The 23072-nt window shown below is 56.6% G+C and carries 18 protein-coding genes and 4 tRNA genes; 11 read left to right on the forward strand and 11 right to left on the reverse strand.

The genetic code is table 11. From position 1 onward, the window contains the following. Nucleotides 1-37: 37 nt before the first annotated feature. From G438_RS0100955 to G438_RS11805, 3 genes are read right to left on the reverse strand one after another with little or no spacing between them, the layout of a single operon-like run. Nucleotides 38-1657, reverse strand: a complete 1620-nt coding sequence (locus tag G438_RS0100955) for an acyl-CoA carboxylase subunit beta (protein WP_084402915.1) — start codon at nt 1655-1657, stop codon at nt 38-40. A gap of 14 nt (nt 1658-1671) precedes the next feature. After that, the gene (locus G438_RS0100960; protein WP_051259166.1) at nt 1672-3603 is read right to left on the reverse strand and encodes an ATP-binding protein; all 1932 of its coding nucleotides are present in this window, start codon (nt 3601-3603) and stop codon (nt 1672-1674) included. After that, nucleotides 3600-4403, reverse strand: coding sequence for a biotin--[acetyl-CoA-carboxylase] ligase (locus tag G438_RS11805; RefSeq protein ID WP_051259167.1), 804 nt, complete (start codon nt 4401-4403; stop codon nt 3600-3602). The genes G438_RS0100960 and G438_RS11805 overlap by 4 nt, the downstream gene beginning before the upstream one ends. A 346-nt stretch (nt 4404-4749) precedes the next feature. Between G438_RS11805 and G438_RS10165 the strand changes: the two genes are divergently transcribed. Continuing rightward, a complete protein-coding gene (locus tag G438_RS10165; RefSeq protein ID WP_051259168.1) occupies nt 4750-6372 on the forward strand; it encodes an alpha/beta hydrolase in 1623 nt (540 codons plus the stop codon). A gap of 94 nt (nt 6373-6466) precedes the next feature. Here the strand turns inward: G438_RS10165 and G438_RS10170 are convergent, their stop codons facing one another. The 5 genes from G438_RS10170 to G438_RS0101000 form a co-directional block, all read right to left on the reverse strand. After that, nucleotides 6467-7225: a TetR/AcrR family transcriptional regulator gene (locus tag G438_RS10170; RefSeq protein WP_051259169.1), complete on the reverse strand. Its 759-nt coding sequence runs from the start codon at nt 7223-7225 to the stop codon at nt 6467-6469. Nucleotides 7226-7460: 235 nt separating this feature from the next. Further along, a complete protein-coding gene (locus G438_RS10175) occupies nt 7461-8123 on the reverse strand; it encodes an Abi family protein (protein WP_084402916.1) in 663 nt (220 codons plus the stop codon). A gap of 329 nt (nt 8124-8452) precedes the next feature. Next, nucleotides 8453-8528 (reverse strand) — tRNA-Phe (locus G438_RS0100990). Between the two features lie 23 nt (nt 8529-8551). Continuing rightward, nucleotides 8552-8628, reverse strand: a tRNA-Asp gene (locus tag G438_RS0100995). Between the two features lie 53 nt (nt 8629-8681). Further along, a tRNA-Glu gene (locus G438_RS0101000) sits at nt 8682-8754 on the reverse strand. Nucleotides 8755-8907: 153 nt separating this feature from the next. Between G438_RS0101000 and G438_RS10180 the strand changes: the two genes are divergently transcribed. The 3 genes from G438_RS10180 (at nt 8908) to G438_RS0101015 (ending at nt 12135) form a co-directional block, all read left to right on the forward strand. Then, nucleotides 8908-10710 (forward strand): mechanosensitive ion channel family protein, encoded by a 1803-nt coding sequence (locus G438_RS10180; protein ID WP_051259171.1) that lies wholly within the window; start codon nt 8908-8910, stop codon nt 10708-10710. Between the two features lie 109 nt (nt 10711-10819). Continuing rightward, nucleotides 10820-11263, forward strand: coding sequence for a peptide-methionine (R)-S-oxide reductase MsrB (msrB, locus tag G438_RS0101010; protein ID WP_051259172.1), 444 nt, complete (start codon nt 10820-10822; stop codon nt 11261-11263). Further along, a complete protein-coding gene (locus G438_RS0101015) occupies nt 11260-12135 on the forward strand; it encodes an EamA family transporter (RefSeq protein WP_034284555.1) in 876 nt (291 codons plus the stop codon). The genes msrB and G438_RS0101015 overlap by 4 nt, the downstream gene beginning before the upstream one ends. Before the next feature lie 82 nt (nt 12136-12217). Here the strand turns inward: G438_RS0101015 and G438_RS0101020 are convergent, their stop codons facing one another. The 3 genes from G438_RS0101020 to G438_RS0101030 form a co-directional block, all read right to left on the reverse strand. Next, nucleotides 12218-12712: a hypothetical protein gene (locus G438_RS0101020; RefSeq protein ID WP_026459774.1), complete on the reverse strand. Its 495-nt coding sequence runs from the start codon at nt 12710-12712 to the stop codon at nt 12218-12220. A 119-nt stretch (nt 12713-12831) separates the two neighbouring features. Beyond that, nucleotides 12832-14082: a multidrug effflux MFS transporter gene (locus tag G438_RS0101025; RefSeq protein ID WP_026459775.1), complete on the reverse strand. Its 1251-nt coding sequence runs from the start codon at nt 14080-14082 to the stop codon at nt 12832-12834. A 136-nt stretch (nt 14083-14218) separates the two neighbouring features. Beyond that, nucleotides 14219-14290 (reverse strand) — tRNA-Lys (locus tag G438_RS0101030). Between the two features lie 42 nt (nt 14291-14332). Here G438_RS0101030 and G438_RS0101035 point away from each other — a divergent pair. From G438_RS0101035 to pstB, 7 genes are all read left to right on the forward strand, one after another. Beyond that, a complete protein-coding gene (locus G438_RS0101035; protein ID WP_026459776.1) occupies nt 14333-14977 on the forward strand; it encodes a hypothetical protein in 645 nt (214 codons plus the stop codon). Between the two features lie 102 nt (nt 14978-15079). Continuing rightward, nucleotides 15080-17398, forward strand: coding sequence for an RNA degradosome polyphosphate kinase (locus G438_RS0101040; protein ID WP_026459777.1), 2319 nt, complete (start codon nt 15080-15082; stop codon nt 17396-17398). Nucleotides 17399-17525: 127 nt separating this feature from the next. Next, nucleotides 17526-18611 (forward strand): NUDIX hydrolase, encoded by a 1086-nt coding sequence (locus G438_RS0101045; protein WP_051259173.1) that lies wholly within the window; start codon nt 17526-17528, stop codon nt 18609-18611. Nucleotides 18612-19037: 426 nt separating this feature from the next. Continuing rightward, nucleotides 19038-20141: a phosphate ABC transporter substrate-binding protein PstS gene (pstS, locus tag G438_RS0101050; protein ID WP_026459779.1), complete on the forward strand. Its 1104-nt coding sequence runs from the start codon at nt 19038-19040 to the stop codon at nt 20139-20141. Nucleotides 20142-20177: 36 nt separating this feature from the next. Then, complete coding sequence (gene pstC / locus G438_RS0101055) at nt 20178-21113, forward strand: phosphate ABC transporter permease subunit PstC (protein ID WP_026459780.1); 936 nt, start codon at nt 20178-20180, stop codon at nt 21111-21113. Further along, the gene (pstA, locus tag G438_RS0101060) at nt 21113-22090 is read left to right on the forward strand and encodes a phosphate ABC transporter permease PstA (protein WP_026459781.1); all 978 of its coding nucleotides are present in this window, start codon (nt 21113-21115) and stop codon (nt 22088-22090) included. Before pstC ends, pstA begins: the two co-directional genes overlap by 1 nt. 105 nt (nt 22091-22195) lie before the next feature. Further along, nucleotides 22196-22975, forward strand: a complete 780-nt coding sequence (gene pstB, locus G438_RS0101065; RefSeq protein WP_026459782.1) for a phosphate ABC transporter ATP-binding protein PstB — start codon at nt 22196-22198, stop codon at nt 22973-22975. The last annotated feature ends 97 nt before the right edge of the window (nt 22976-23072 follow it).

Consider the following 23072-nt stretch of genomic DNA (forward strand, 5'->3'; position numbering starts at 1 on the left):
AAAGTCTGGTCGTGATCGGCAGTGCCGACGTAGATGCTTACATGGGGGCGTTGTCGTGGACACGTGGCGAATAGGTTGTGCGATCCTTGCTGGCCAAGGACACAAGCGAACGGCAAATTGCTTCACGCGTTCTTCCTGGTTCGATCAGGCCATCCAGCTGACCGTTACGCAACGACAGGTTGGGATTGACAGAATGCTTGTCATACATCGCCTGGTAGTGAGCGCGTTGCTGAGCAACATCGCGACCTTCTTTACCGGCCTCGGCAAGTTGGCGACGGAAAACAATGTCAACCGCACCCTCGGAGCCCATAACGGCGATCTGCGACGATGGCCACGAGAAATTCACGTCAGCACCAAGCGACTTGGAGCCCATGACGATGTAAGCGCCACCGAAAGCCTTACGCAAAATAATCGTGATCAGGGGGACAGTAGCAGTGGCATAGGCGGTGATGAGTTTGGCACCTCGACGAATAATGCCGGCGCGTTCCTGTTCAGAGCCGGGCCGATACCCCGGCACGTCCACCAAGGTGACAATCGGAATACCGAAGGCGTCACAGAATTGGACAAAACGTGCCGCCTTTTCTGAAGCATCAACATCGAGTGTGCCAGCATCATTGAGTGGCTGTGATGCGACGATACCCGCTGGGCGCCCCTCAAAGGAGGCAAAACCGATCAGAACCGATGGCGCAAAGAGTGGCTGCACCTCAAGGAACTCTTCGTTATCAGCCAGCGCCTCGATCACCTCGACCATGTCGTAGGCCTGTTTGGGTGATTCTGGCACCAAATCGCCAACAAGATGAGCATTTGGTGGTGCACACACGGCGGGGTCGAAGGCGAATACGGGAGGCTTTTCTTGACAGTGTGACGGCAGGTATGACAACAGGGTGCGTGCATAGTCAAGAGCCTCAGCCTCGTCGTCAGCTAGGAAGTGGGCAACACCGGAGATCGTATTATGCAGGTCACCGCCACCAAGATCTTCCGAAGAGATGTCTTCGCCGGTTGCTGCTTTAACGACGGAAGGCCCAGTGACGAACATGTATGACGACTTGCGGGTCATAATGATGAAGTCAGTCAAAGCTGGACCGTAGACCGCGCCACCAGCACATGGTCCAAGGATGATAGAAATCTGAGGCACAACGCCAGAACACTGGGTGGATTTGCGGAAAATACGGCCATATTGGGCCAAGGCCGTCACGCCTTCTTGGATACGTGCACCACCTGAATCCAACATCGCAATAATGGGGATACGGAGAGTGAGAGCCCGGTCCATGAGTTGAAGGATTTTGTCGCCTTCAACCTGACCCAAGGTGCCGCCCATGATGGAGAAATCCTGGGAATACACGGCTACTTGGCGTCCATCAATAGTGCCAACGCCTGTGATCACCGCTGAGCCAATGGAACCGCTTTCAATATCTCCACCTGCAAAGCGGTTGAGTTCGAAGAATGACCCTTCGTCCAGGAGTGCCACAAGCCGTTCTCGGGCTGTTTGGCGACCGTGCGGATGTTGGCGGGCACGTGCCCGAGCCTCTGCGGCCTCAACGACCTGACGGTTACGTTCAACGAAGTTCTCGCGTGACACAACTTCGTCAGTGTCGCCAGCAGCATTCACCTCAAGGGTGGCGGCTCGTACCGCCTGAGTAGTGGCGTCGATCGTCATGGGATCTCCTTGCCTCAGTTATCCTGTGCTGCGTCAATGGTGACCAGCAGATCGCCGGCTTTAACAGTGTCCGCAGCAGCAATATGCACTGCTTTCACTGTGCCTGCCGCATGTGCGTATATAGGCTTTTCCATCTTCATGGACTCCAAGACGACGACAAGGTCGCCTTCAGCGAGGTCTTGACCTACCTCGGCAACAACGCGCACGACGGTTGCCTGGATAGGTGCATGGATGGAAGGGCCTTGTGTTCCGGAACCTGCAGCACCCGCACCTCGGGACTTGCCGCGACCACGCAAAGCCTGCGGCCGCATCGCAGCCGTGCCTACAGGAGCAGATGTTGTGCGTGTCAACATTTCGACTGGTAAGCGCAATTTGGCACGTTTGCCGTCGATTTCGATGACGAAGGTGTCCATTGCGCTTGGCGCGGTTGGCGCAGCTGAAACGGCAGGTTGTGAAGCAGATGCTGGTGTCGAGGTGGATGCGGCTGCTTGCGCGCCAAGGAGGGTTTCTTTGACCTGAGCAAGTAGGCCCAGGTCTTCCATCCACTTGGTGTAGACCGCGAAGTCGCCCGCTTGACGTGGCCAAGTGGCAGCGAAACGGGTGGCTGCGGCCTCGTCAAGGCCAGCAGCGGGTGAATCAGGGCCGCAAAAATCGCTGTGGGTAAGGATATGGGTGAGTAGCGGCGCACAGGTTGGAAGGCCTTCAACAGTGAATTCGGCGATGGCGCCGACCAGACGACTGAGTGCCTGACTGCGGGTTGGCGCGGTCACAATAAGTTTCGCAATGAGGGAGTCGTAATCCGAACCAATGGCATCGCCTGGGCGAATAAAGGAGTCAATGCGCACACCAGGGCCGCCCGGCCAGTTAATCTGCGTGAGGGTGCCTGTGGCGGGCATCAGGTCATCAGCCGGATTCTCCGAGGTGATACGCACTTCGAAGCTATGGCCTCGTACGGGCGGCACTTCAGCGAGGGTTTCGCCGCGTGCAATGCGGATCTGTTCACGCACAAGGTCAAGACCTGTGACCTCTTCCGAGACGGTGTGTTCCACCTGCAGGCGAGGATTAACTTCAAGGAAGTACACGCGACCTTCGCGGGTGACGAGGTATTCACATGTGCCCACCCCTACATAGTCCACTGCTTCAAAGAGGGCACGTGAGGACTGGGTGAGGACTGCCTCGACCTCTTCACTTAAATGAGGGGCAGGGGCCTCTTCGACGACCTTTTGGTTGCGACGCTGAACAGAGCAATCGCGGGTCGTTACGACAGCGAAATTGCCGTGGGCGTCACGCATACACTGTGTTTCCACGTGGCGGGCAAAGGTCACCATCTTTTCGACGAAACAGCCACGTAGCGCATGGACGTCCGGTAACTCAGCCAGGAAGCGTCGCACTTGTTCATCAGTGTCAAAACGAGTGATGCCGCGACCACCGCCAGCATCGGCGCGTTTGACCAGGACCGGATAGCCGTGGGATGCGCCAATGGCAAGGATTTGCGCTTCGGCGGCGGCAAGGTCAGCGGTGAGTTCTTCACCGGGGATCACCGGCACGTTGACACTCGTGGCAATTTCCCGGGCTGAAATCTTATCGCCAAGGGCACGGATCGCCTCGGCACTGGGACCAAGCCAGGTAATCCCGGCGTCGCGTACGGCGGCAGCAAAGGCAGCGTCCTCGGAAAGGAAACCGTAGCCGGGGTGGATCGCATCGGCCTCGGCGCGACGTGCAGCATCGAGAAGAGCGTCGGTGGACAGGTAGGTGGCTGCTGGGGCGGTGCCACCAAGCGCGTAGGCTTCATCAGCGAGGTCACATGCTGCCGAGTGCATGTCCTGGTCGGAATACACCGCGACGGAGCCAATACCCATACTTCGTGCTGTCCGAATCACTCTCACCGCGATTTCTCCACGGTTAGCGATAAGAATTTTGCGGATTGGCCGCGCAATATGCGTCATGCGCCTAGTCCTTCCTGCGCGTGGTGTGTTGTGAGGGAGGGGACGTACTGAGGTAAATCAACGTCACCTGCTGTAATCGTGATCTGCGTACCATCGTTGGTAGTGGCAAGGAGGGCGCCGCGGTGGTCAACATCGGTAGCGGTGACATGTAAGAGGCCGCCGTCAGGCAGGCGAACGGTGCTTTCTTGGCCGAGGTGAGACAGGGCGTTGCGGTAAAGGCGGCGCCATACCTGTGGCTCGGCAAGGTCAATAAGACGGTCAAGATGACGTAAGAAGGAGGCTAGAAGCAGCTCTTTGAGGGCAGTGGCTGAAGTATTAGCAGGTATGGGCAGTGCGCCAGCGAGCGGCCCTGCCTCGGTGGGAACGGTGCCAAGGTTAAGTCCTAGACCCACTGCGACAGCGTGAAGGCGCGTACGAGGTGAAGTCTGGTGAGTGGTCAGATGTTCGCAGAGGATACCGGCAATTTTTTTTCCGCCAAGGAGAACGTCGTTGGGCCATTTCAGGTGGGCTTTGACGTCGATATCTGCCAATGAGCTAAGGGTTGCGAGGCCTGCTAAGGGAGTGACCCATGATAGGTAGACCTCGGGGATACGTACGAGGGTGGCGCAAAGAAGTGCGCTGCCTGCGTCGTTGAGCCAGACGCGTCCACTACGGCCTCGTCCCGCGTGTTGGTGTGAGGCAATAACGGTGGAAAGGTCGGGCAGCGTGGGGGTCTGCGCGAGCCTTTGGGCGAGGACCTGGAGGGTTGAATCAACCACCCCTAGGCGCACGATTTCGACGGTACGTCCATTGATCTCCATTGGTACCAACTGTTGCCCAGTTGGGTGACGGGCACAAATACAGTGCTGTATATTCGGTGCATTTTCAATGAAAAGTCATGGTGATCTTTGAGGTTTTTGGCGTCAGTTGTGTTGTGTGTCGCCTCAAAAAAGGTCGTGAAAATATGTCGGAGGGATACGTGAGCGAAGGCGTAAAGCAAGCATTCGTGAATCATTCAGAGATTATTCAGGAATCAATGCCACACTAGTTACTCGAAAAGGTTCGGAGTGGCTATCGGCACTCAGGGATGGGAAGTGGCACTCGCCCGCGAGCGTCACACACTGTCCTGTAGACCCTTCGTTCATCCCAACAAGGAGGAAATACTTCGTGTCCCGAACGACCATCGGAAAAAGTTATCACCGTCGCGGACTCATCGTTGCTACGTCCAGTGCAATCGCAGCGGCCTTCGTTCTTAGTGCATGCACTGCGCCCGTCAATACCGCCACGCTCGCCCAATCAGGTCTAGCCTCAGATACGTCACTTGATGCAGATTGGCAGAAAAAGACGTATTCGAGTTTCTATTCTCAAAACATTAGCTGGAGACCGTGTACACAAGACGACGGACTCACCCCCGAAGCACTTGAAGGGGCAAAAAAGAACGGAATTGACGAAAGTAGAGTCGAGTGTGCGCGGGTTGAAGCACCAATGAACTGGGCAGACCCGGAAGATAAACGGACAACAGAACTTGCTGTCATGCGTATTCGATCCACTGGAGACAAAGAATCCAAACCGCTATTTATTAATCCCGGTGGCCCAGGGCTAACCGCTTCTTCCCTAGCTTTCAACCTCGTCAAAGAACCTAGTTTCAATGGCGTCCTAGATGCCTACGATGTGTACGGTGTAGATCCTCGAGGTGTGGGAGCTTCCAGCCCCCTGTCATGTAAATCGTCGTCAACCATCCCGGTTGTGCGCCTCAATGAGTGCATCGAGAAGAACCCTCTGACCCATTACATGGGCACATCGCAAGTTGCTCGCGACATGGAAATGATGCGTAACCTCACTGGTTCAGATCGATTCCACTACCTTGGTTTCTCGTATGGCACTGTTCTTGGCGCCACCTACGCCACTCTTTTCCCCGAAAAAGCGGGAAGAATGGTGCTTGACTCGGCCCTGACCGCAAAATGGGCCAGCTTGACAACAACATTTGAGCAACAGGCAAGTGTTGCTACAGAGATCAACGAGATGGTTGCCTCATGTACTGAAGCAACGTGTCCCTTCACCAACGAGGACGGAGTGCTGGCATTGCGAGACGAACTCACTGCCAACCCGTTGAAAGGGAGTGACGGCGCCGAAATGTCTGGTGCGCCCATGTTCCAATTCCTTGTTGACACCTTGTATAAAACCCCTAAGGAACGTGCCGAACGACTCGCGCTACTCAAACGAGCCAAGGATGGTGACCAAACTGCCATTGATGAACTTCTCGTTGTGGCAGGCCTGAGCAGCCCACCGGGAGAGCAGCCCGCCGCAGATACGGCCGAAAGTGCTCAACCAGGGCCCCTTTTCGACGCCACCGGCGAAGTCATCAACTGCCACTCTTTCCCGAAAGTTCCCGATATCACCTCGATGATTGAAACCGCCAAGAAGAACGGTGTTTCCCGCTACTTCGACGGCCCCGAGGTGAATGACGCAACGCTACGCGACTACACAGAACTTCGATGCTCGGTACTTGCCGAGGCGGGGGATGAGTTCACGGAATCCTTCCACGCTCCCACCACGGAAACACCCATTCTCGTTGTCGGAACGACGGGAGACCACGCGACGCCCTATAAGTACTCACAAGAGCTAGTGGAGCAACTTGGCAACGCTACGCTGCTGACGTTCAAAGCCCACGGGCATGGACTGTCCTTCGCAGGCCGCTCTGGCTGCCTCGACAAGAAGGTTACAGACTACCTGGTGAACGGGGAAGTTCCACAAGCCGGTGCACAATGCGCTGACGAAGCAACAAGCTAAGTGCGCTTGACCGTGGGCCGCCAGTCGTCATCGATTGGCGGCCCTTTGCTTTATGCTTTCCCCACCTGTGGTAGATGCGCAGCTATTTTCAGGGCTATTGCCCAGGTGATACGATCGGGGGTTTGCCTTGTCCGGAGGCTCTTTCGCCTCGTGGTTCAGATGAGGCGTAAAGGATCAACAGGATCACTTCCAGAAGTTCGGAGGCAGCAGAGTTGCGGACCGAAGTGCGCTGTTGCGAATCAGCTGTGCCCTCCATGCGTTGAGCATCTTGAGGGTAGGTGGCCGCTGATGCGTGGTGTAGCCGCATTGTTGTTTCACGCCACGCGGCCACTCCGGCAGCACGCATAACGATACCGATCACCGAGTGGGTCATTGCTCGCAGCGGCTTGGTGAGGTGGCGCCCAGAAGCCTCAAGGATCCATTCCAAGACTCGCCCAAGTTCGTCGGCAAATTGGACGTTGATATCGAGCAGACGCGCCCCCCATTCAGGGTCACGGATTGACCGTAGTAGCAGTTCAGAGTGAAGGACGTAGAGTGCTTTGTCGACGCAGATAGCGTCCAAGGCCTCGAAAAGAAGATTTTCAATAAGGGGACCGTCACCTTGGTCGAGGACAGGACGTGTTGCCCACTCTTCGACGGTGGTACGTAGACGTTCAATGAGTGCGATGTACTCGTCCTCTGCTAGGGCTGCCAACAGGGAGTCTTTAGAGGAAAAATTTGAGTAGAAAGCGCCACGGGAAAATCCTGCAACCTTGCAGATATGTTCCAGTGAGGTAGCCTCAACGCCCTCATCAATAATGATTTGGCGCGTGGCGGCGATAAGTTTGTCTTGGGTGTCGAAGCGGTTTCCCAACGGAGCTCCCTTCCCAAGAGGTGTCACGAATGCGACTTAGTGTAGGACTCAGAGTAACGGAGAAGACGCCTGTGTGGAAAGTGGATGCGGATGTCCGGTGGTCTACCTAATGAGCGCTGCGATGGCGTCGACGGTTGTATAAGAATTGTTGCCGAGGTTGCTGATGTTGAGGTTGGTATGTGCTAGAGATGAATGATTGGCGCGCACGGGAAGGCTACTGAGGATGTCTTTTTTATTAGGGAATAAGTAGCGTTTGGTCCATGTCGCCAAAGTGTGCAGGCTGTGCAATACCTGCCGCAAGGAGCGGATTGTCGTTAAGGATGGGTTCAATCTTTGTGCTCAGCCAGGCATCGGCAATGCCGCCATTTCTGGCGATAAGATCAAGAGCGACAAGTATCCGGTAGATCGAATGGTTGCTAAATGAGCGATAGGTGCGTTTTGCTCGGTTGGCAATTGTTGACGAGAGACCTGGGTTGTCAAGTACGGAATGATTCCACAATTTTGCGCAGTGCGCTACGCGATTTCGCAGATAAACAAATGAACGCACTTGACTGGGGAGCGTTTTTCTAGACACTTTCAGTGATTCAGCTAGGTCCTCGAGAACGCCGGTTGGTTCCACACGATGGGCGTAGTGGTGTGCAAACTGCGTGCGGAGCAAGACTTCAATGGGGTGGAGGACTTCATCGAGCAGCATAATTAAGGTCTGCTCGTCGTTGTATAGGTTCTGGATCGTGCTAAAGGAAGAGCCAGGAATGAAGCGGTTATCGCCGCGACCCGGGTTGATCTGCCAGTGCCGGAAGTAGCCTGAGAGTCGGTAGTAACTTACACGGGAAAGAAAGCCGCTTGCCTCATTGAAATCGTCAATGTGTAGGCCGCGCTCACTAAGCAGCGTTAACAAGTCGTCGTAACTGTGTCAATTTTTCAACGCTAAAGCTCCCGCAAAAGAAAGGCCCCGGTCACTTGCGCATTGTTCAACCGAACTAGAGGCCTGACCGGGGATCTATCACCATTCACACTACACTGAGGCTTCGCGCAACGCCAGCAGATATCGCTTGAGTGACAGCATAGGGGGGATCGCGAGGCAGGCTTCCACATATTGCAGTAAGGATGCGCCGTTTTTGTGCTAGGCGATAGCTGACTGTGCGCGGGATTGAGTTATTGGAGACGTGAGCGGTGTTTCATCCGACTAACAAGAAGGCCCCAGGATCAGTAATCCTGGGGCCTTGCTGGTGGCTCCGACCGGCGTCGATCCGGTGACCTTTCGATTTTCAGTCGAACGCTCTACCAACTGAGCTACAGAGCCAAAAACCGGACCGAATGGTCTGGTGGCGACCCCGACGGGGCTCGAACCCGCGACCTCCGCCGTGACAGGGCGGCGCGCTAACCGACTGCGCTACGGGGCCTTACAACAGGTGTAAGACCTATTGAGTTATTTCCACGTCAGCGACGAGGAGTGTACCCCCAACGGGATTTGAACCCGTGTCGCCGCCGTGAAAGGGCGGTGTCCTAGGCCGCTAGACGATGGGGGCTTATCGGCCCGGACTTGCGTCCGAGGACGAAGAGAATCATAGGCAGATTTATTGCCGATTAGCAAAACGGATCAATGTGAGGCCAGTCACTAGGGAATGTTTTTCCTTGTATGCTCACAGGAAAGTTAAAGCCCGAAGCCCTAGGCTTGCCACATGATGCCCATTGCGACGCCTCATTTCGTCATGGAATTGCTGACGCCACTGCGCAGTGCACAAGCTGCGACGACTACCACCACTGAAACCGTGGAAGCCACTATTGATGTGATGTTTCTCCTAGGGGCAAGTGTTGGTGGACTTGTCATCGCACTGGTTATCGCTGTGCTTGTTGCTGCCGTTGGTCGCACTCTTACACGTACCTCGCCGATTATGGCGGCACTGGTCAAACGTGTGCGTATCCCCGCCTATTTCGCCTTGGCTGTGTGGGGCGCATGGGCAGGCCTTCAATTTGCTCTCCTTGATGCTGACTTGGCCACATGGTCGGGCGGCACACTGGTGCGTATTACTTCCCATGTACTCCTCATTGCCGCCATACTGGCAATTACGTGGATTTTTTACGCTGCCGCTTGGATCTTTGAAGACGCCGCACGGCTACGTCAAAGTAGCGATCATGGGCGCGCAAGACGCTTTGAAACACAAGCACAGATCCTCCGTCGCCTTACCCAGGTCATCGTCGTCATCCTCGGCATCGTCATCGCATTACTCACCTTTGAGGCGGCCCGTGCCGCCATGACGACCATCTTGGCCTCAGCAGGTCTGTTATCCGTTGTCGCTGGCCTTGCCGCGCAGCAGACCTTGGGCAATGTTTTTGCAGGTCTTCAACTGGCTTTCACTGATGCGATCCGCGTAGGAGATATCGTCGTTGCGGAAAAAGGTAGCGACTCGGGCGCAGTCGAGGAAATCACCCTTGGCTATGTTGTTGTGCGCATATGGGATGAAAGGCGCCTCATCGTACCGTCGACGTACTTCACTTCAAATATTTTTGAAAACTGGACCCGGCGTACGGCGACGCGCCTTGGGACCGTAGAACTCCAAGTGGACTGGGCTGCGCCTATGGCGTTGATCCGATCGAAAGTGGAACAGATCCTCCTGGCAACGGACCTATGGGATGGTCGTTCGTGGGCTGTACAGATGACCGCCAACGATATGACAACGGTGACGGTGCGCGTACTGGTATCAGCACAAGATTCCGGAAAATTGTGGGACCTGAGGTGTCATGTGCGCGAACAACTCATCCAATGGATTAATACTGAGGCGCCATGGGTGCGGCCAGTCCAACGTATCCAACCGCAGGAAATCGTTGCGGTCCCTCACGATACCTCCCGTGAAGAAGTGGCGCGCTTGGCCAAAGAGCTTTCCGATATTGCTGCTGACGAAACGGTAGCGCCGGGGCGCGACGGTCTGCGCACAGATGACCATACGCGCCTCGACAGTCCAACGGCGCTCGACCCAGTTCACGCAGCCCGCCTGAAAGCCGCCAGGCAACGCTCTAAGAAACTCCGCAGGCGTGCACTGGCCAAGCGCCAGCGTGATCTTGCCGAGGGGCGCACGGCCAGCGACGAGGCGATCGCAGGTAGCGTTGACGGGTACATTGCAGAGGTGGAAGCCCACACTGACCCTGATGGCACCCAGGTTCTCAGTGCCACCGCAGTGATGAATATCGTCCAAGCAAGCCATGCAACGCGCTTAGTTGGTGCCGAGCCGACACCGGAGGCTAGTGGGCAACCCGCAGATCATGGTGACGCCGATACTCAACACACAGGCCACCAGCATCCGCAGGGTGAACACACCAAAGGCGAGCGCCTCTATTCGGGTTCGCCTGATGCCGATGAGCGAGCGACAATTTGGCAGGGGCCTGGTGAGGAAGCCTTGGCAGAACGCGAAGAAGTGGCGCGCCGCCGCGATACGCGCGAAAAAACTGCGCTCACAGAAACAGTCGAGCAGCCAAAAGTAGATTAACGAGGCGTAGCGACCCAGGCGGGATAGGGGCAGTAGGTCCAGCGGACCGGCCAACGTGTCGCAACGATCCCAAAGTGCACAAGATCCATTGCAAGCAGACAATAGACCTATGACTGATACCGAACCACTTCATATCCCCTCGCTCGCAAGTGCCGCAGAACGCACGGACGCTCAGTGGCGGAAAATACTGAGCCCAGTGGAGTATCACATTCTGCGCGAAGCTGGTACAGAGCGTCCCTTTACGGGGACGCTCCTCGACGAAAATCGTGAAGGTACCTTCTCCTGCCGAGGTTGCGGTTCACAGCTCTTCGATTCGTCAACGAAATTCGATTCGCACTGCGGGTGGCCAAGCTTTAATCAGGCCATTAAAGGGTCGGTGCGATACCTCGAAGACACCAGTCACGGCATGGTTCGTACAGAGGTGCGGTGTGCTACGTGCGACAGCCACCTTGGCCATATCTTCGACGATGCGCCTGACCAGCCCACCGGCCAACGCTACTGCATGAACTCCATATCCCTCACCTTCACGCCTGCCGACTCTGGCACGCCGTGACAGCCAGACCGCCTGCGCCGCAGCGCCGCATTGACGCAATCCCGGCCCCTGCACTTATTGTCGGCTCGGCTCTGAGCCAATACGTTGGCGCAGCATTTGCGGTAATGCTCTTTGAGGTGATGCCCGCAGGATCTGTGGCATGGTGGCGTGTCGCCGCATCGGCCATCTTGTTAATCCTTTGGCGTCGGCCATGGCGTTCAGGCTTAAGCGTTCACGATCTGTGGAAATCAGCTCTTTTCGGCATTGTCCTGGTGACAATGAATATTGCTTTTTACCACGCCATCGTCACCTTAGATCTGGGTGTTGCAGTATCCCTGGAGTTCCTCGGTCCTGTGGCGGTGGCAGCCATCGGCGGACGAGGTCTCTTCCCGCGCTTGGCTGCCCTGCTGGCGTGCATCGGTGTGTTCTTCATCGGAGGTATGGGGATCGACATTACTGACCCGGATATCCGCATTGGTTTGGCATGGATTGCGCTTTCGGGCGCCGCGTGGGCTGGATATATCGTCCTGGGACGGCGCATAGCTGCGACACGTTCAGCGCTCACAAATCTTGCGATTGGATGCGCTGCGGGGGCACTGTTCTACGCGCCCACAATGGTGCCGGGCGCACTTGTCGCCCTGTCAGATGCGCGATTACTGTTCACCGTTCTTGTGATGGCGGTCTTATCGACTGCTCTGCCATTTAGTTTGGAAGCTATCGCCATGTCGCGTGTAAATGCGCCAATGGTGGCGCTACTTATGGCTTTGGAACCAGCAACGTCCGCAGTTGTCGGCGCCCTACTCCTTCACCAATTCCCCAGTTTCGGTGAAAGTGCAGGTTTGCTGTGCATCTCGATGGCCGTGTGGCTTGCCTCAAAATCAATGAGCCGGTAGCCAAAGCGACTGACGGGGGCTACCGACTCATTGAAATGGTGCGTTCCTGGCGCGTCGGAAACGATGCCCCAGGAACGACGTGCTAGTTGTCGTCTTTCTTTTGATCGATGACGGCAGTGTCCGTCACTGGTCCTGGCGCCGTTTCAGGCGAAGCAACGGCGGATGCGCCGGTGTTAGTGCTCGCACCACTATCAGCGGTGCCACTGGGGGGCCATACTGCTGTTGATGCCGATGTCGGCACGCTAACAGCAGGAGCGGCAGCGACCACTCCAGTGCCTTCAAGGGCACTCTTCAGGCGCGTGTAGGTTGCCAGGTCAATCTCACCATTAGCGAGGCGCTGGTCAAGGAGTGCCCGGGGGCTGCGGCCAGCGAAGTAGCGACGCACCACCCACACGCCGACAATGATCAATGCAATGACGGCTGCGATGCCAACGAATGCCCACACCACATCCAGAATGTTTTCAAGGACTGAGTCGTCACCAGCATACCCAGGAGGCATCCGGTCAAAACTGAAGACATCCGTCGAATTCATCGTGCCGTTGGCTGTGGAATCGGGCGGGGTTTGATTCTGATCCACGTTTGTTGTTCTCCAATCATCGTGTTGCTGTCAACACCATGAATAGTGCCGTTAATAGTTAAGGCGAAGCGATGAGGAAGCTGTGGATTTCTTATGAAAGACGTGACGCAGTGTCACCGTCAGGCGGCGGCATGCGCCTCGTCAGTGGGGATAGGGCCGGTGAAAAGGAAAGCAAGCCACGCAACGCTAATACCTGCCAGCATGACGATGACCATGGGACGGGCATCGGTCGATTCACCCATCGTTGCCAAAGGCGCCGACACGGCAGCAGCCAGAGCCTGCACAAGGCCTTGAAGGGCAGAGGCAGTGCCTGCCCAACGGCGTACCGTCCCCAAAGCCATTGCAGCAGCATTACCGTAAATCAATGATTGTGCACCCATGAGGACGGCAAAACCCGCGCAGGTGAGGATGACGGGTGTGCCTAACGCAAAGACAGCGGTGGTCAGTATGGCGACGCCGAGCGACGCGATGCCAAGTCCAACTGTGATGAGTCGATGTGGGCCAAAACGGCTAACGATACGCGCATTAAGCAGAGCCCCCAGGGTGGATAGCAGGGCATTGGCCGCGAATACGTAGGAAAAGACGCGGGCTGACATGCCCATTGCCTCTTGCATAATGTACGAGGCATTCGCCACGTATGCGAAAAGACAGAAGAAACTTGCGGCGCTGGTCATCATCAGCATGGCGAAGGGACGTACGCGTAAAACCTTCGAAGCGGTCACCAACAGGGCACGCGGACCTGAGTCGGTGCGCCGTTTGGATGCGGGAAGTGACTCAATTGCCCACAGCCACGCGGCGATGACCATGAGCGACGCGAAGCCGGTAAGTGTCCAAAAGATTGCGCGCCATGGCGCATACGACAAGATGGTGGCACCAACAACGGGGGCAATCATGGGAGCAAGTCCACCCACAGCCTGCAGAATAGACATTGCTCGGGCTAGCGCATTGCCGCGTGCCACATCGACCAGGAGTGCGCGACCCACAGCGGCAGCGGCACCTCCACCAAAGCCTTGTAGGAAACGTCCAAGGAACATGACCCACACATTGGGCGAAAGTGCGCAGATTACGGAGCCGACAATGCAGATCATGCCACCGGCAAGCATCGGAAGGCGCCTGCCGTAGGTATCTGACAGGCTGCCGACGATTACCTGTCCAGAGCCAAAGCCCACAAAGAACATGGTTAGTGTCAGTCCAATAAGGGACGAGGTGGTGGCAAAGTCGGCGGTGACCTGCGGGAAGGCAGGGGTATACATGTCGGTGGCGAAAGGGCCTACCGCATTTTGTAGGGCCAATGTCACTAAAAGTGTGACCGCAATGGGGCCGTGATGTCGTTGGTTTGCTCCGCCGGCGGGAGTGTGAAGTGAAGGCATTGGCGTCTCCTACCACGAGTATCGACAGCGCACATGGGGCGGTTTATTGTGTCTGGCGCGTCGCCAGCGCGTGGCGCGTCCTGCGACTGTCACGGGGTAAAGACGCAGGTGGCAGGGGTAGGATTACGCAAAAAAGTGGGTCCACGGGGACTCGAACCCCGAACCTACGGATTAAAAGTCCGCTGCTCTACCATTGAGCTATAGACCCAAGTCGGAAACCGACCGACAACTATTGTAAGGGGGAAAAGCGATGCAAGCGAATAAACGTCCACGACGGCCCGCGATGCTATCGGCCACACAGGCAGAAAACCTCGTTGGTGACACCGATCCGGCAGAGGATTCCGCTATTGCACATACCAGTGCATGGGCTCTTTTCGCGGTGGGTGACGATGACTTCGACAGCAACGCTGTGCGTCGCTTGGTGGAGGCGATCAGGGTCGAAGGCATTGATGTGGTCGCCCACATGTGGTCACGTAGCCCCGAATTCACCCTGCCGGGGGCACTGTGGCGTCTCTACCTCTTAGCGCAGTGGTGCGCCCGAGAGGGTGATCACGTGCAGGCATTATGGGAGGCTGGACGCAGGGTCCTTAACGACAATGCATCAATGGCAGCACGACTCATTGGTGAGGAGTTGTGGGATGTGGAGACCCTGCTGAGCCACACCGCCAGCGTATTTAACGGCCAAAGTACTGACGACGATATTCCCAATGTTCTTGGAGGTGCTTCCCGCTTCATGTACATCCTTGTCGCAGGGGCAAGTCCCCAGCACCGTTGGATTAGCGAGGCATCGGATCCACTTGCTCACCCGGTGACGACACGGACAGCGGCGATGCTTCGCACAGCCGAAGAACTGGGTGCTGCAGCGCGGCGCGCAGCCCTAGGGACGTTGGACTAAGCACGAAACGGCGCACACGATGTGACATCGCTCGCGCGGCGCGTATAAAGATGGGACTATTGGGGCACAGCTATCCACGTTGCCTCACACGAGGAGCCACCGATGAGTGACGATGACGTCTTCTCTGCCCCCGATGCCTCATGGCCTGGTCCTATTTCACCGATTGATGAGGTCCTTTTCGGTTTCGATAGTCACGGCGAGGTCAATGACGAGGTAGAGCCTGCGCGGGCAGACGAACTCTTCGTTGCCTCTCTGGACGATGGTGAGGACCTGCTGTCTGACACGCAGCTGCCAAAAAAGCGCTACGCCGACCGTGAACTGTCCTGGGTATCCTTCAACCAACGGGTCCTTGAGCAATCAGAAGACGATACGTTGCCGCTACTGGAACGCGCATGGTTTAGTGCCATCTTCAGTTCCAACTTGGACGAGTTTTACATGGTCCGCGTCGCAGGATTAAAACGGCGTTTAGAAGCAGGAGTGAAACGTGTTGGCGCCTCGGGTTTGAAACCAGCAAAAGTCCTTGAACGCGTCCAAGAACGCATACGGGAACTAGCCACACGGCAAGCCCAGGCTTTTCACCAGCAGATCCTTCCTGAATTGGCACAGCGCGGTATCACCCTGAAAACATGGGATGACCTCGACTTCACTGAACGTTCGTACCTCACACGGTTCTTCCGACATCGCATTTTCCCGGTGCTTACCCCACTGGCTGTGGATCCTACGCATCCTTTCCCGTATATTTCTGGCCTGTCGCTCAACCTGGCTGTCGTTGTCCATAATCCTGCTACCGGCAAGAAACACTTCGCGCGTGTGAAAGTCCCGCAGTCTCTGCCTCGTTTAGTCAATATCGACGAGGTGAGTGCGCAGATGAGCGCTGAGCGTGCAGCGGCAGCAGGCGTTGAAACTGAGGCGGCCTCTGCGGTCAAGCGTCCGCGTTTCATCACCCTTGAAAATGTTATCCGCGCCCACCTTGCCTATCTTTTCCCTGGCGTTGACATTGTTGAGTCGTGTGCTTTTCGTATCACACGTGACGAAGACCTTGCGCTGGATGAGGACGATGCCGACAATCTGCTGGCAGCGATGGAAGCCGAGCTCCGTCGCCGCAAATTTGGTCCGGTAGTGCGTCTTGAGGTGGAAAACACCGTGTCGCGGTCTATCTTGAAATTGCTTGTAGAAAAACTGGAAATCACCCGCGACGATGTGATGGCTCTGCCAGCCCCATTGGACCTTACCCTGTGCAATGAACTCCACGAGCTTGACCGGCCAAAACTCAAATTTGAGCCGTACTGGCCAGTTAGCGCCCCAGGACTGGACAACCTGGATCCCTTGAATGCTGAGGATTTCTTTGCGCGTATCCGCGAAGGCGATATCCTGCTGCACCACCCCTATGATTCCTTCGCCACCTCCGTGCAGGCCTTCATCACGCACGCAGCCCACGACCCGCAGGTCCTTGCCATTAAACAGACCTTGTACCGCACGTCAGGGGATTCTCCCATTGTCAAAGCGTTGATTGAGGCCGCCCAGGCAGGTAAGCAGGTGGTGGCCATTGTCGAAATCAAAGCGCGTTTTGATGAGGAGGCCAATATTGAATGGGCCCGCAAGTTAGAGCGTGCAGGTGCCCACGTTGTTTACGGCATGGTTGGGTTGAAAACGCATTGCAAACTTGCGTTGGTGGTACGGCAAGAGGCTGACGGGATGCGCCGCTATTGTCATGTGGGTACTGGTAACTATCACCCGAAAACGGCCCGAGGCTATGAAGATCTCGGGTTATTGACCGTTGACCGTCAGGTCGCTCAAGACCTGTCGCGCCTGTTCAATCAGCTGTCCGGTTACGCTCCGAGTGCTACGTTCTACCGCCTGCTGGTTGCTCCACTGTCAATCCGTGATGGTCTGCTTGAACGTATTGAAGGACAGATTGCCCGGCGCGAAGAAGGTAAAGACGCGTGGATTGGCATAAAAGTCAATTCCATCGTTGATGAGCGCATTATCGATGCCCTTTACCGGGCGTCAAGCGCAGGTGTCCACGTTGATGTCCTTGTGCGCGGTATCTGCGCCATACGCGCTGGTATTGCTGGACTGTCAGAAAATATTCGCGTGCGGTCCATCCTGGGTCGATACCTTGAGCACTCCCGGATATATGCCTTTGGTCCACCCGGTGAAGAAGAAGTGTGGATCGGTTCGGCTGATTTAATGCACCGTAACCTTGATCGCCGGGTTGAGGCGCTGATTCGTATCGTTGACGGGGACCAGGTGTGTTTCCTTAGTTCGTTGATTAGGCGTGGTGTGAGTGACACGGTGGCGTCGTGGTCACTGGAGGCAGATGGCACGTGGATGCGTCGCGCCACCGGTGAGGACGGGCAGCGTTTGATGGACCTTCAAGTGGAATTGATGGACGAGGCGATAGCGCGGTCAGGTCGTTAAGAAACCGTTACGGCGCAATGTTTTGCTGCCATCGAGGTTGCGTACAGTTTGAAGATTGATCCTGCGCACTATTCCACCACCGGCCAGGCATCATGCGTCGGCGTGCACTGGCCGGTACCCTTGGAGGGTGCCACGTCCTCGTCCAGCTCCCGTGCCTTCCCGCCTCGTGCGGTCTGCAGGTGCACTCGTGTGGCGTTTTCGCGACAAGGGCAGGCCTTTGCGTGTGGGTGAAATAATTCACCCTGACGACATTGAGGTACTCATCGTCCATCGCCCTCAGTACCGTGACTGGTCGTGGCCTAAAGGTAAGGCTGAACCCTATGAGCCTCTTGTTCAAGCGGCTGTTCGGGAAGTGGAGGAAGAAACCGGCCACGCCGTACGCTTGTGGGCGCCACTGACCACGCAACGTTATCGTCTGGGTTCAGGACAAACCAAAGAAGTGCGCTACTGGATCGGTACGGTTCTCAATGAGGACGCGGAAGGGGTCCAGGGGGACGAGGCCTCGGCGCTGAGGTCGCGAAAACCTGTGCAGCGCGCTTCTACGCGGGAAATTGACCAGACACGGTGGGTGAGTCCTGCGCGTGCCGACGCGCTCCTGACGCGGCGAGGCGATAGGCGGCTACTCAAGGAATTGCTATCCCGAGCAAAAAACGGTCATTTAGTGACGGCAGCTGTTGTTATCCTCCGCCACGCCAAAGCAGTGTCGCGTTCGACGTGGAGAGGGACCGAAGGGGAACGACCGTTGACTCGCATTGGCGGTATGCAGGCATTGGATGTGGTGCCAATCCTGTCTGCCCTTGGTGTCGGCGAGGCACTGACATCGCCGTGGCACCGGTGTGCGGCCACGCTTGGCCCGTGGGCCAGTGTTGCTGGGGCGCGTATTGAAAGTGTGCCCGAATGGACCGAAGATGCGATGGCCACTGCGCCGCAGCGCGGCCAACAGCTCATACGTGATGTGCTCCAAGGGGCACAGGCACGCACTATTGCCATCTGTGTCCACCGACCCACGTTGCCCCTATTTTTCGACGTGCTCAGACCGATGATGCCGCCTGCTTTGCATGCATGTCTGCCTGAGGAATCACCGTGGCTGTCCACAGCGGAAATGTTGGTGATTCACATTGGGCATACTGTCGACGAAACGGGGGAAGCGGTCGGTGAAGTGACCGCTGTTGATCGGCATATGACGCGCACAAAATCTGTGTGCCCACTGTAAATATGCTGCTGCTACAGGCGCATGTTTCGCAGCTGCCATGTGTGGGCTGGTCGGTATCTCCGTTGCAGTCGAAGCCTCCGGGTTTACCGGATCGGTAGGAGACTCGATGCCAAGATCGCTGAACTTGAGAACGAAGCCGTGAACTTAAGAACGAAACTGCGTAATGCATGACCCAGGCTGAAGCCCATTCAGTGGACAATCAGAGAACGGCCCGATGGGGTCATCAGGTAAATAGCCTTTCTTTGGCTTCGAACGAGTAGTACCCCACGCCTGGGGCATCAATATGACGCGCCTCATAGAGGCGTTTACTTTCTGTTAACCATGCGCCGACTTATCCGTCACTTCACGCCTCTAGCGTTGCGGCTGGTTGACATTTGTCGACCGTGACAATGCGCCGTCCGAGGTGGGCGGCAGATTGGAAGAACCATGACACTCCGTACCTCCCTGACACGCGCAAGCGCAGTAGTCGCAGCAGGTGCCCTCACCGTAAGCCTTGCCGCATGTGGCTCAAATAGCACCGATAGCACTGACAGTTCAACTGACACGACCACCACCGCGCTCAGCGGTGACCTTGCCGGTGCCGGCGCCTCCTCCCAAGAATCAGCCATGGAAGCATGGAAAGCGGGATACGCCGATGTCGCCCCCAACGTTACCGTCTCCTACGATGCGGTCGGCTCGGGTGCGGGTATCACCCAATTCGCTGACGGGCAGGTATCGTGGGCTGGCTCAGATGCTCCTCTTGAAGGCGACGAGATCGCCGCAGCCGAAGCGCGTTGCGGCGCACCCGCCTGGGCATTACCCGTGTATATCTCGCCCGTTGCCGTGATTTTCAACCTTGACGGCGTCGACAGTCTCAACCTTGATGCCGCTACCCTGGCAAAGATCTTCCGCGGAGAGATCACTACATGGAATGACCCCGCCATCGCCTCGGCAAACCCGGATGTCACCTTGCCGGATCTCGCAATTACCGCCGTACACCGCTCCGACAAATCCGGCACCACCGAAAACTTCACCGAATACCTCCACGCAGCAGCTCCAGAGGTGTGGACCGAAGGCGCAAGCAAAGAATGGCCGCTACCTGGCGGCGAATCTGGCGACAAAACCTCCGGCCTCGTGCAAGCCGTAACTGCAGCCCAGGGTGCGATTGGCTACGCGGATGCCTCCAAAGCCGGAGACCTGGGTACCGTGGCACTGGCCGCCCAGGATGGTACCTACGTCGCACTGTCAAATGAAACTGCCGCTGCAGCTGCCGACACAGCAACGCAAATGGAAGGCCGTGAAGCGAACGACCTGGCCCTGTCCATTAACCGCGTGCCGGACACTAATGACGCTTACCCGCTGGTGCTGATTTCCTACTCCATCGTCTGCTCCACCTACGCTGATGCCACAGAACGTGACCTAGTGAAATCCTTCATCAGCTACCAGGTATCCGAAGACGGGCAGGCCTACGCTGCAGAATACGCTGGTGCAGCACCACTCAGCGCCGACCTTTCTGCGAAGGTACAAGCCGCAATCGACGCAATCAACTGACGGTGGCCGGCACCACCCTCACCACAAGGAATACCTATGAAAAGCGCAAAGACCGGCAAAACGGGTAACCTCGTCTTCAAGACGCTCGCTACCCTGGCTGCCGTGACCATCCTGGCGACACTTGCTGCCGTCGCAGTGTTCCTCTTGGTGAGGGCATGGCCCGCCATCTCTGACCCGTCGGCAACATTTAGGACAGTCGGCTCATCCTCCCAGGTCAGCATTTGGGCGCTCACCGCACCGCAGATCTTCGGCACCGTCCTTGCAGCCATTATGGCCATGGCGATTGCTGTGCCTATCTCCGTAGGTATCGCCCTGTTCATCAGCCACTACGCGCCCAGGCGTCTGGCGCACATCCTGGGCTACATGGTTGACCTCCTTGCCGCCATCCCATCAGTCGTTTACGGCCTGTGGGGCGCAATTTGGCTCATCCCACTGCTCACCCCCGTCTACCTGTGGCTTGGTGACAACCTCGGATGGATCCCGCTTTTTGGTGGCCAGGTATCAAGTACCGGTCGCGTGATCGCTTCTGCTTCACTCATCTTGGCCGTGATGATCCTGCCGATCATCACATCAGTCAGCCGCGAAGTTTTCCTACAAACGCCCAGCCTCCACGAAGAAGCTGCCTTAGCTCTGGGAGCAACTCGATGGGAAATGGTCCGCATGGCGGTGCTCCCATTCGGACGCTCAGGCATTATCAGCGCTTCGATGCTGGGTCTGGGTCGTGCGCTTGGTGAAACCATGGCGGTGGTCATGGTTCTATCCGTTGGCTCCGGTTTTTCCTGGCATATCCTGGAAGCAGGAAATCACTCAACTATTGCGGCAAATATTGCCCTCCAATTCCCCGAATCCACCGGCATCGACTCGTCAGCACTCATCGCCACAGGTTTGGCGCTATTTGCCATCACACTGCTGGTCAATTCCATTGCCCGCTGGATCGTATCTCGTCGCGCCGAGTTCTCAGGAGCTAACTAATGTCCGCACCTACCGCACTGGGCCGCAAAGCTAAGGCCGCCTCGGCAAGAGGCGGACACCTTGTATCTGCAGATCCCGCGTGGGACCGCCGCCGCGCAGTGAAAAACCACGTGGCAACCGTAGCGGTCACCATTGCCTTCGCGTTGGCCATGATTCCTCTGATCAGCCTGATTTGGACCGTGATTGACAACGGATATCTGCGTTTGACGTGGGAGTTCCTCACCGACGATATGGCTGGAATGATTGGTGGCAAAGTCGGAGGCGGTATCGTCCACGCCATTATTGGCACACTCCTCATCACCCTGTGGGCCACCCTCATTTCAGCGCCGATCGGAGTATTTACCGCGATATACCTGGTGGAATACGGGCAGGGAAAGAAGCTTGCCAAAGCCACCACATTCTTTGTCGATGTGATGACCGGTATTCCCTCAATCGTAGCTGGCCTCTTTGCTGCAGCACTGTTTTCCCTCACCGTCGATTCCGCCTACAGGGCTGGCATTATGGGCGCGGTAGCACTGTCAGTACTCATGATTCCGACAGTGGTGCGTTCCTCTGAGGAAATGCTGCGCCTTGTGCCCAATGAACTGCGCGAAGCTTCCTACGCCCTTGGTGTACCCAAATGGCGCACCATCGTCAAAGTGGTTCTGCGCACTTCAGCGGCCGGGTTGACTACCTCGGTAATGCTGGCCATAGCCCGCGTCATCGGTGAAACAGCGCCGCTACTGATCACCGTTGGCTTCATCGAAAAGGTCAACACCGATATCTTCGACGGGCGCATGACCACTCTGCCTGTTTACGTGTATCGCATGTACTCCCAAGGCGAGGCAACCTGCCGCACGGTATCAGATATGTGCTCCACCACCATCAACTACGAACGCGCATGGTCAGCTGCGTTGGTGCTTATCGTGCTCGTCATGTTGATGAACCTTGTCGCCAGGATAATTGCCAGAATCTTTGCCCCCAAAGCGCGCGCCTAAAGTCTTGGAGCACAGAAGCTACGCGCCACATCTCACCAGCGCCGATACCGATGGTGTATTGGCTACCGCCCACACTTCGCAACCGCCCACACTGAGGAAAACCGAATGAAAACCCTAATTGATGTCCGCAACGAGAATATCTACTACGGTAATTTCCTTGCCGTACAAGATGTCAACGTGCAGATTCCGGCGCAGGCCATTACTGCGCTGATCGGCCCGTCAGGATGTGGGAAATCTACCTTCCTCCGTACGCTCAACAGGATGCACGAGGCGATCCCAGGGGCACGCGTGGAAGGACAAGTGTTGCTGGACGGCGACGATATTTATGCGCGCGATGTGGATCCGGTCCAGGTGCGTCGCCGTGTGGGTATGGTCTTCCAACGACCTAATCCATTCCCCACCATGTCCATACGGGACAATGTGCTGGCAGGGGTAAAACTCAATGCGCGCCGTATGGCAAAAGCAGATGCTGACGAACTGGTCGAAGAGTCGCTGCGTGGCGCAAACTTGTGGAATGAAGTGAAGGATCGTTTGGATCGGCCAGGTTCTTCACTGTCAGGTGGCCAACAGCAGCGTCTTTGTATCGCTCGGGCGGTTGCTGTGCGTCCTGAGGTGATTTTGATGGATGAGCCGTGTTCGGCGCTTGACCCTATCTCGACGCTGGCCATTGAAGATCTCATGACTGAACTGAAAGACGACTACACGATCGTCATTGTCACGCATAATATGCAGCAGGCTGCACGTGTGTCTGACAAAACGGGGTTCTTCAACCTTGAAGGGGCCGGTAAGCCTGGTGGGCTTGTCGAATTCGACGACACAGAAAAGATTTTCTCTCGCCCTGCTGTGAAGGCCACCGAAGACTATATTTCTGGACGTTTCGGATAAGACAGTGTGGCGGCGCAATGGCGCGCCGCCACACTTTACGAGGCTGTGGCTGGGCGCCGTGGCTGAACAGGGCTGCCGTGGCTGAGCATCCGAGCAG

This window comes from Schaalia suimastitidis DSM 15538, from assembly GCF_000429105.1.
In the GTDB taxonomy this organism is placed as follows: domain Bacteria; phylum Actinomycetota; class Actinomycetes; order Actinomycetales; family Actinomycetaceae; genus Pauljensenia; species Pauljensenia suimastitidis.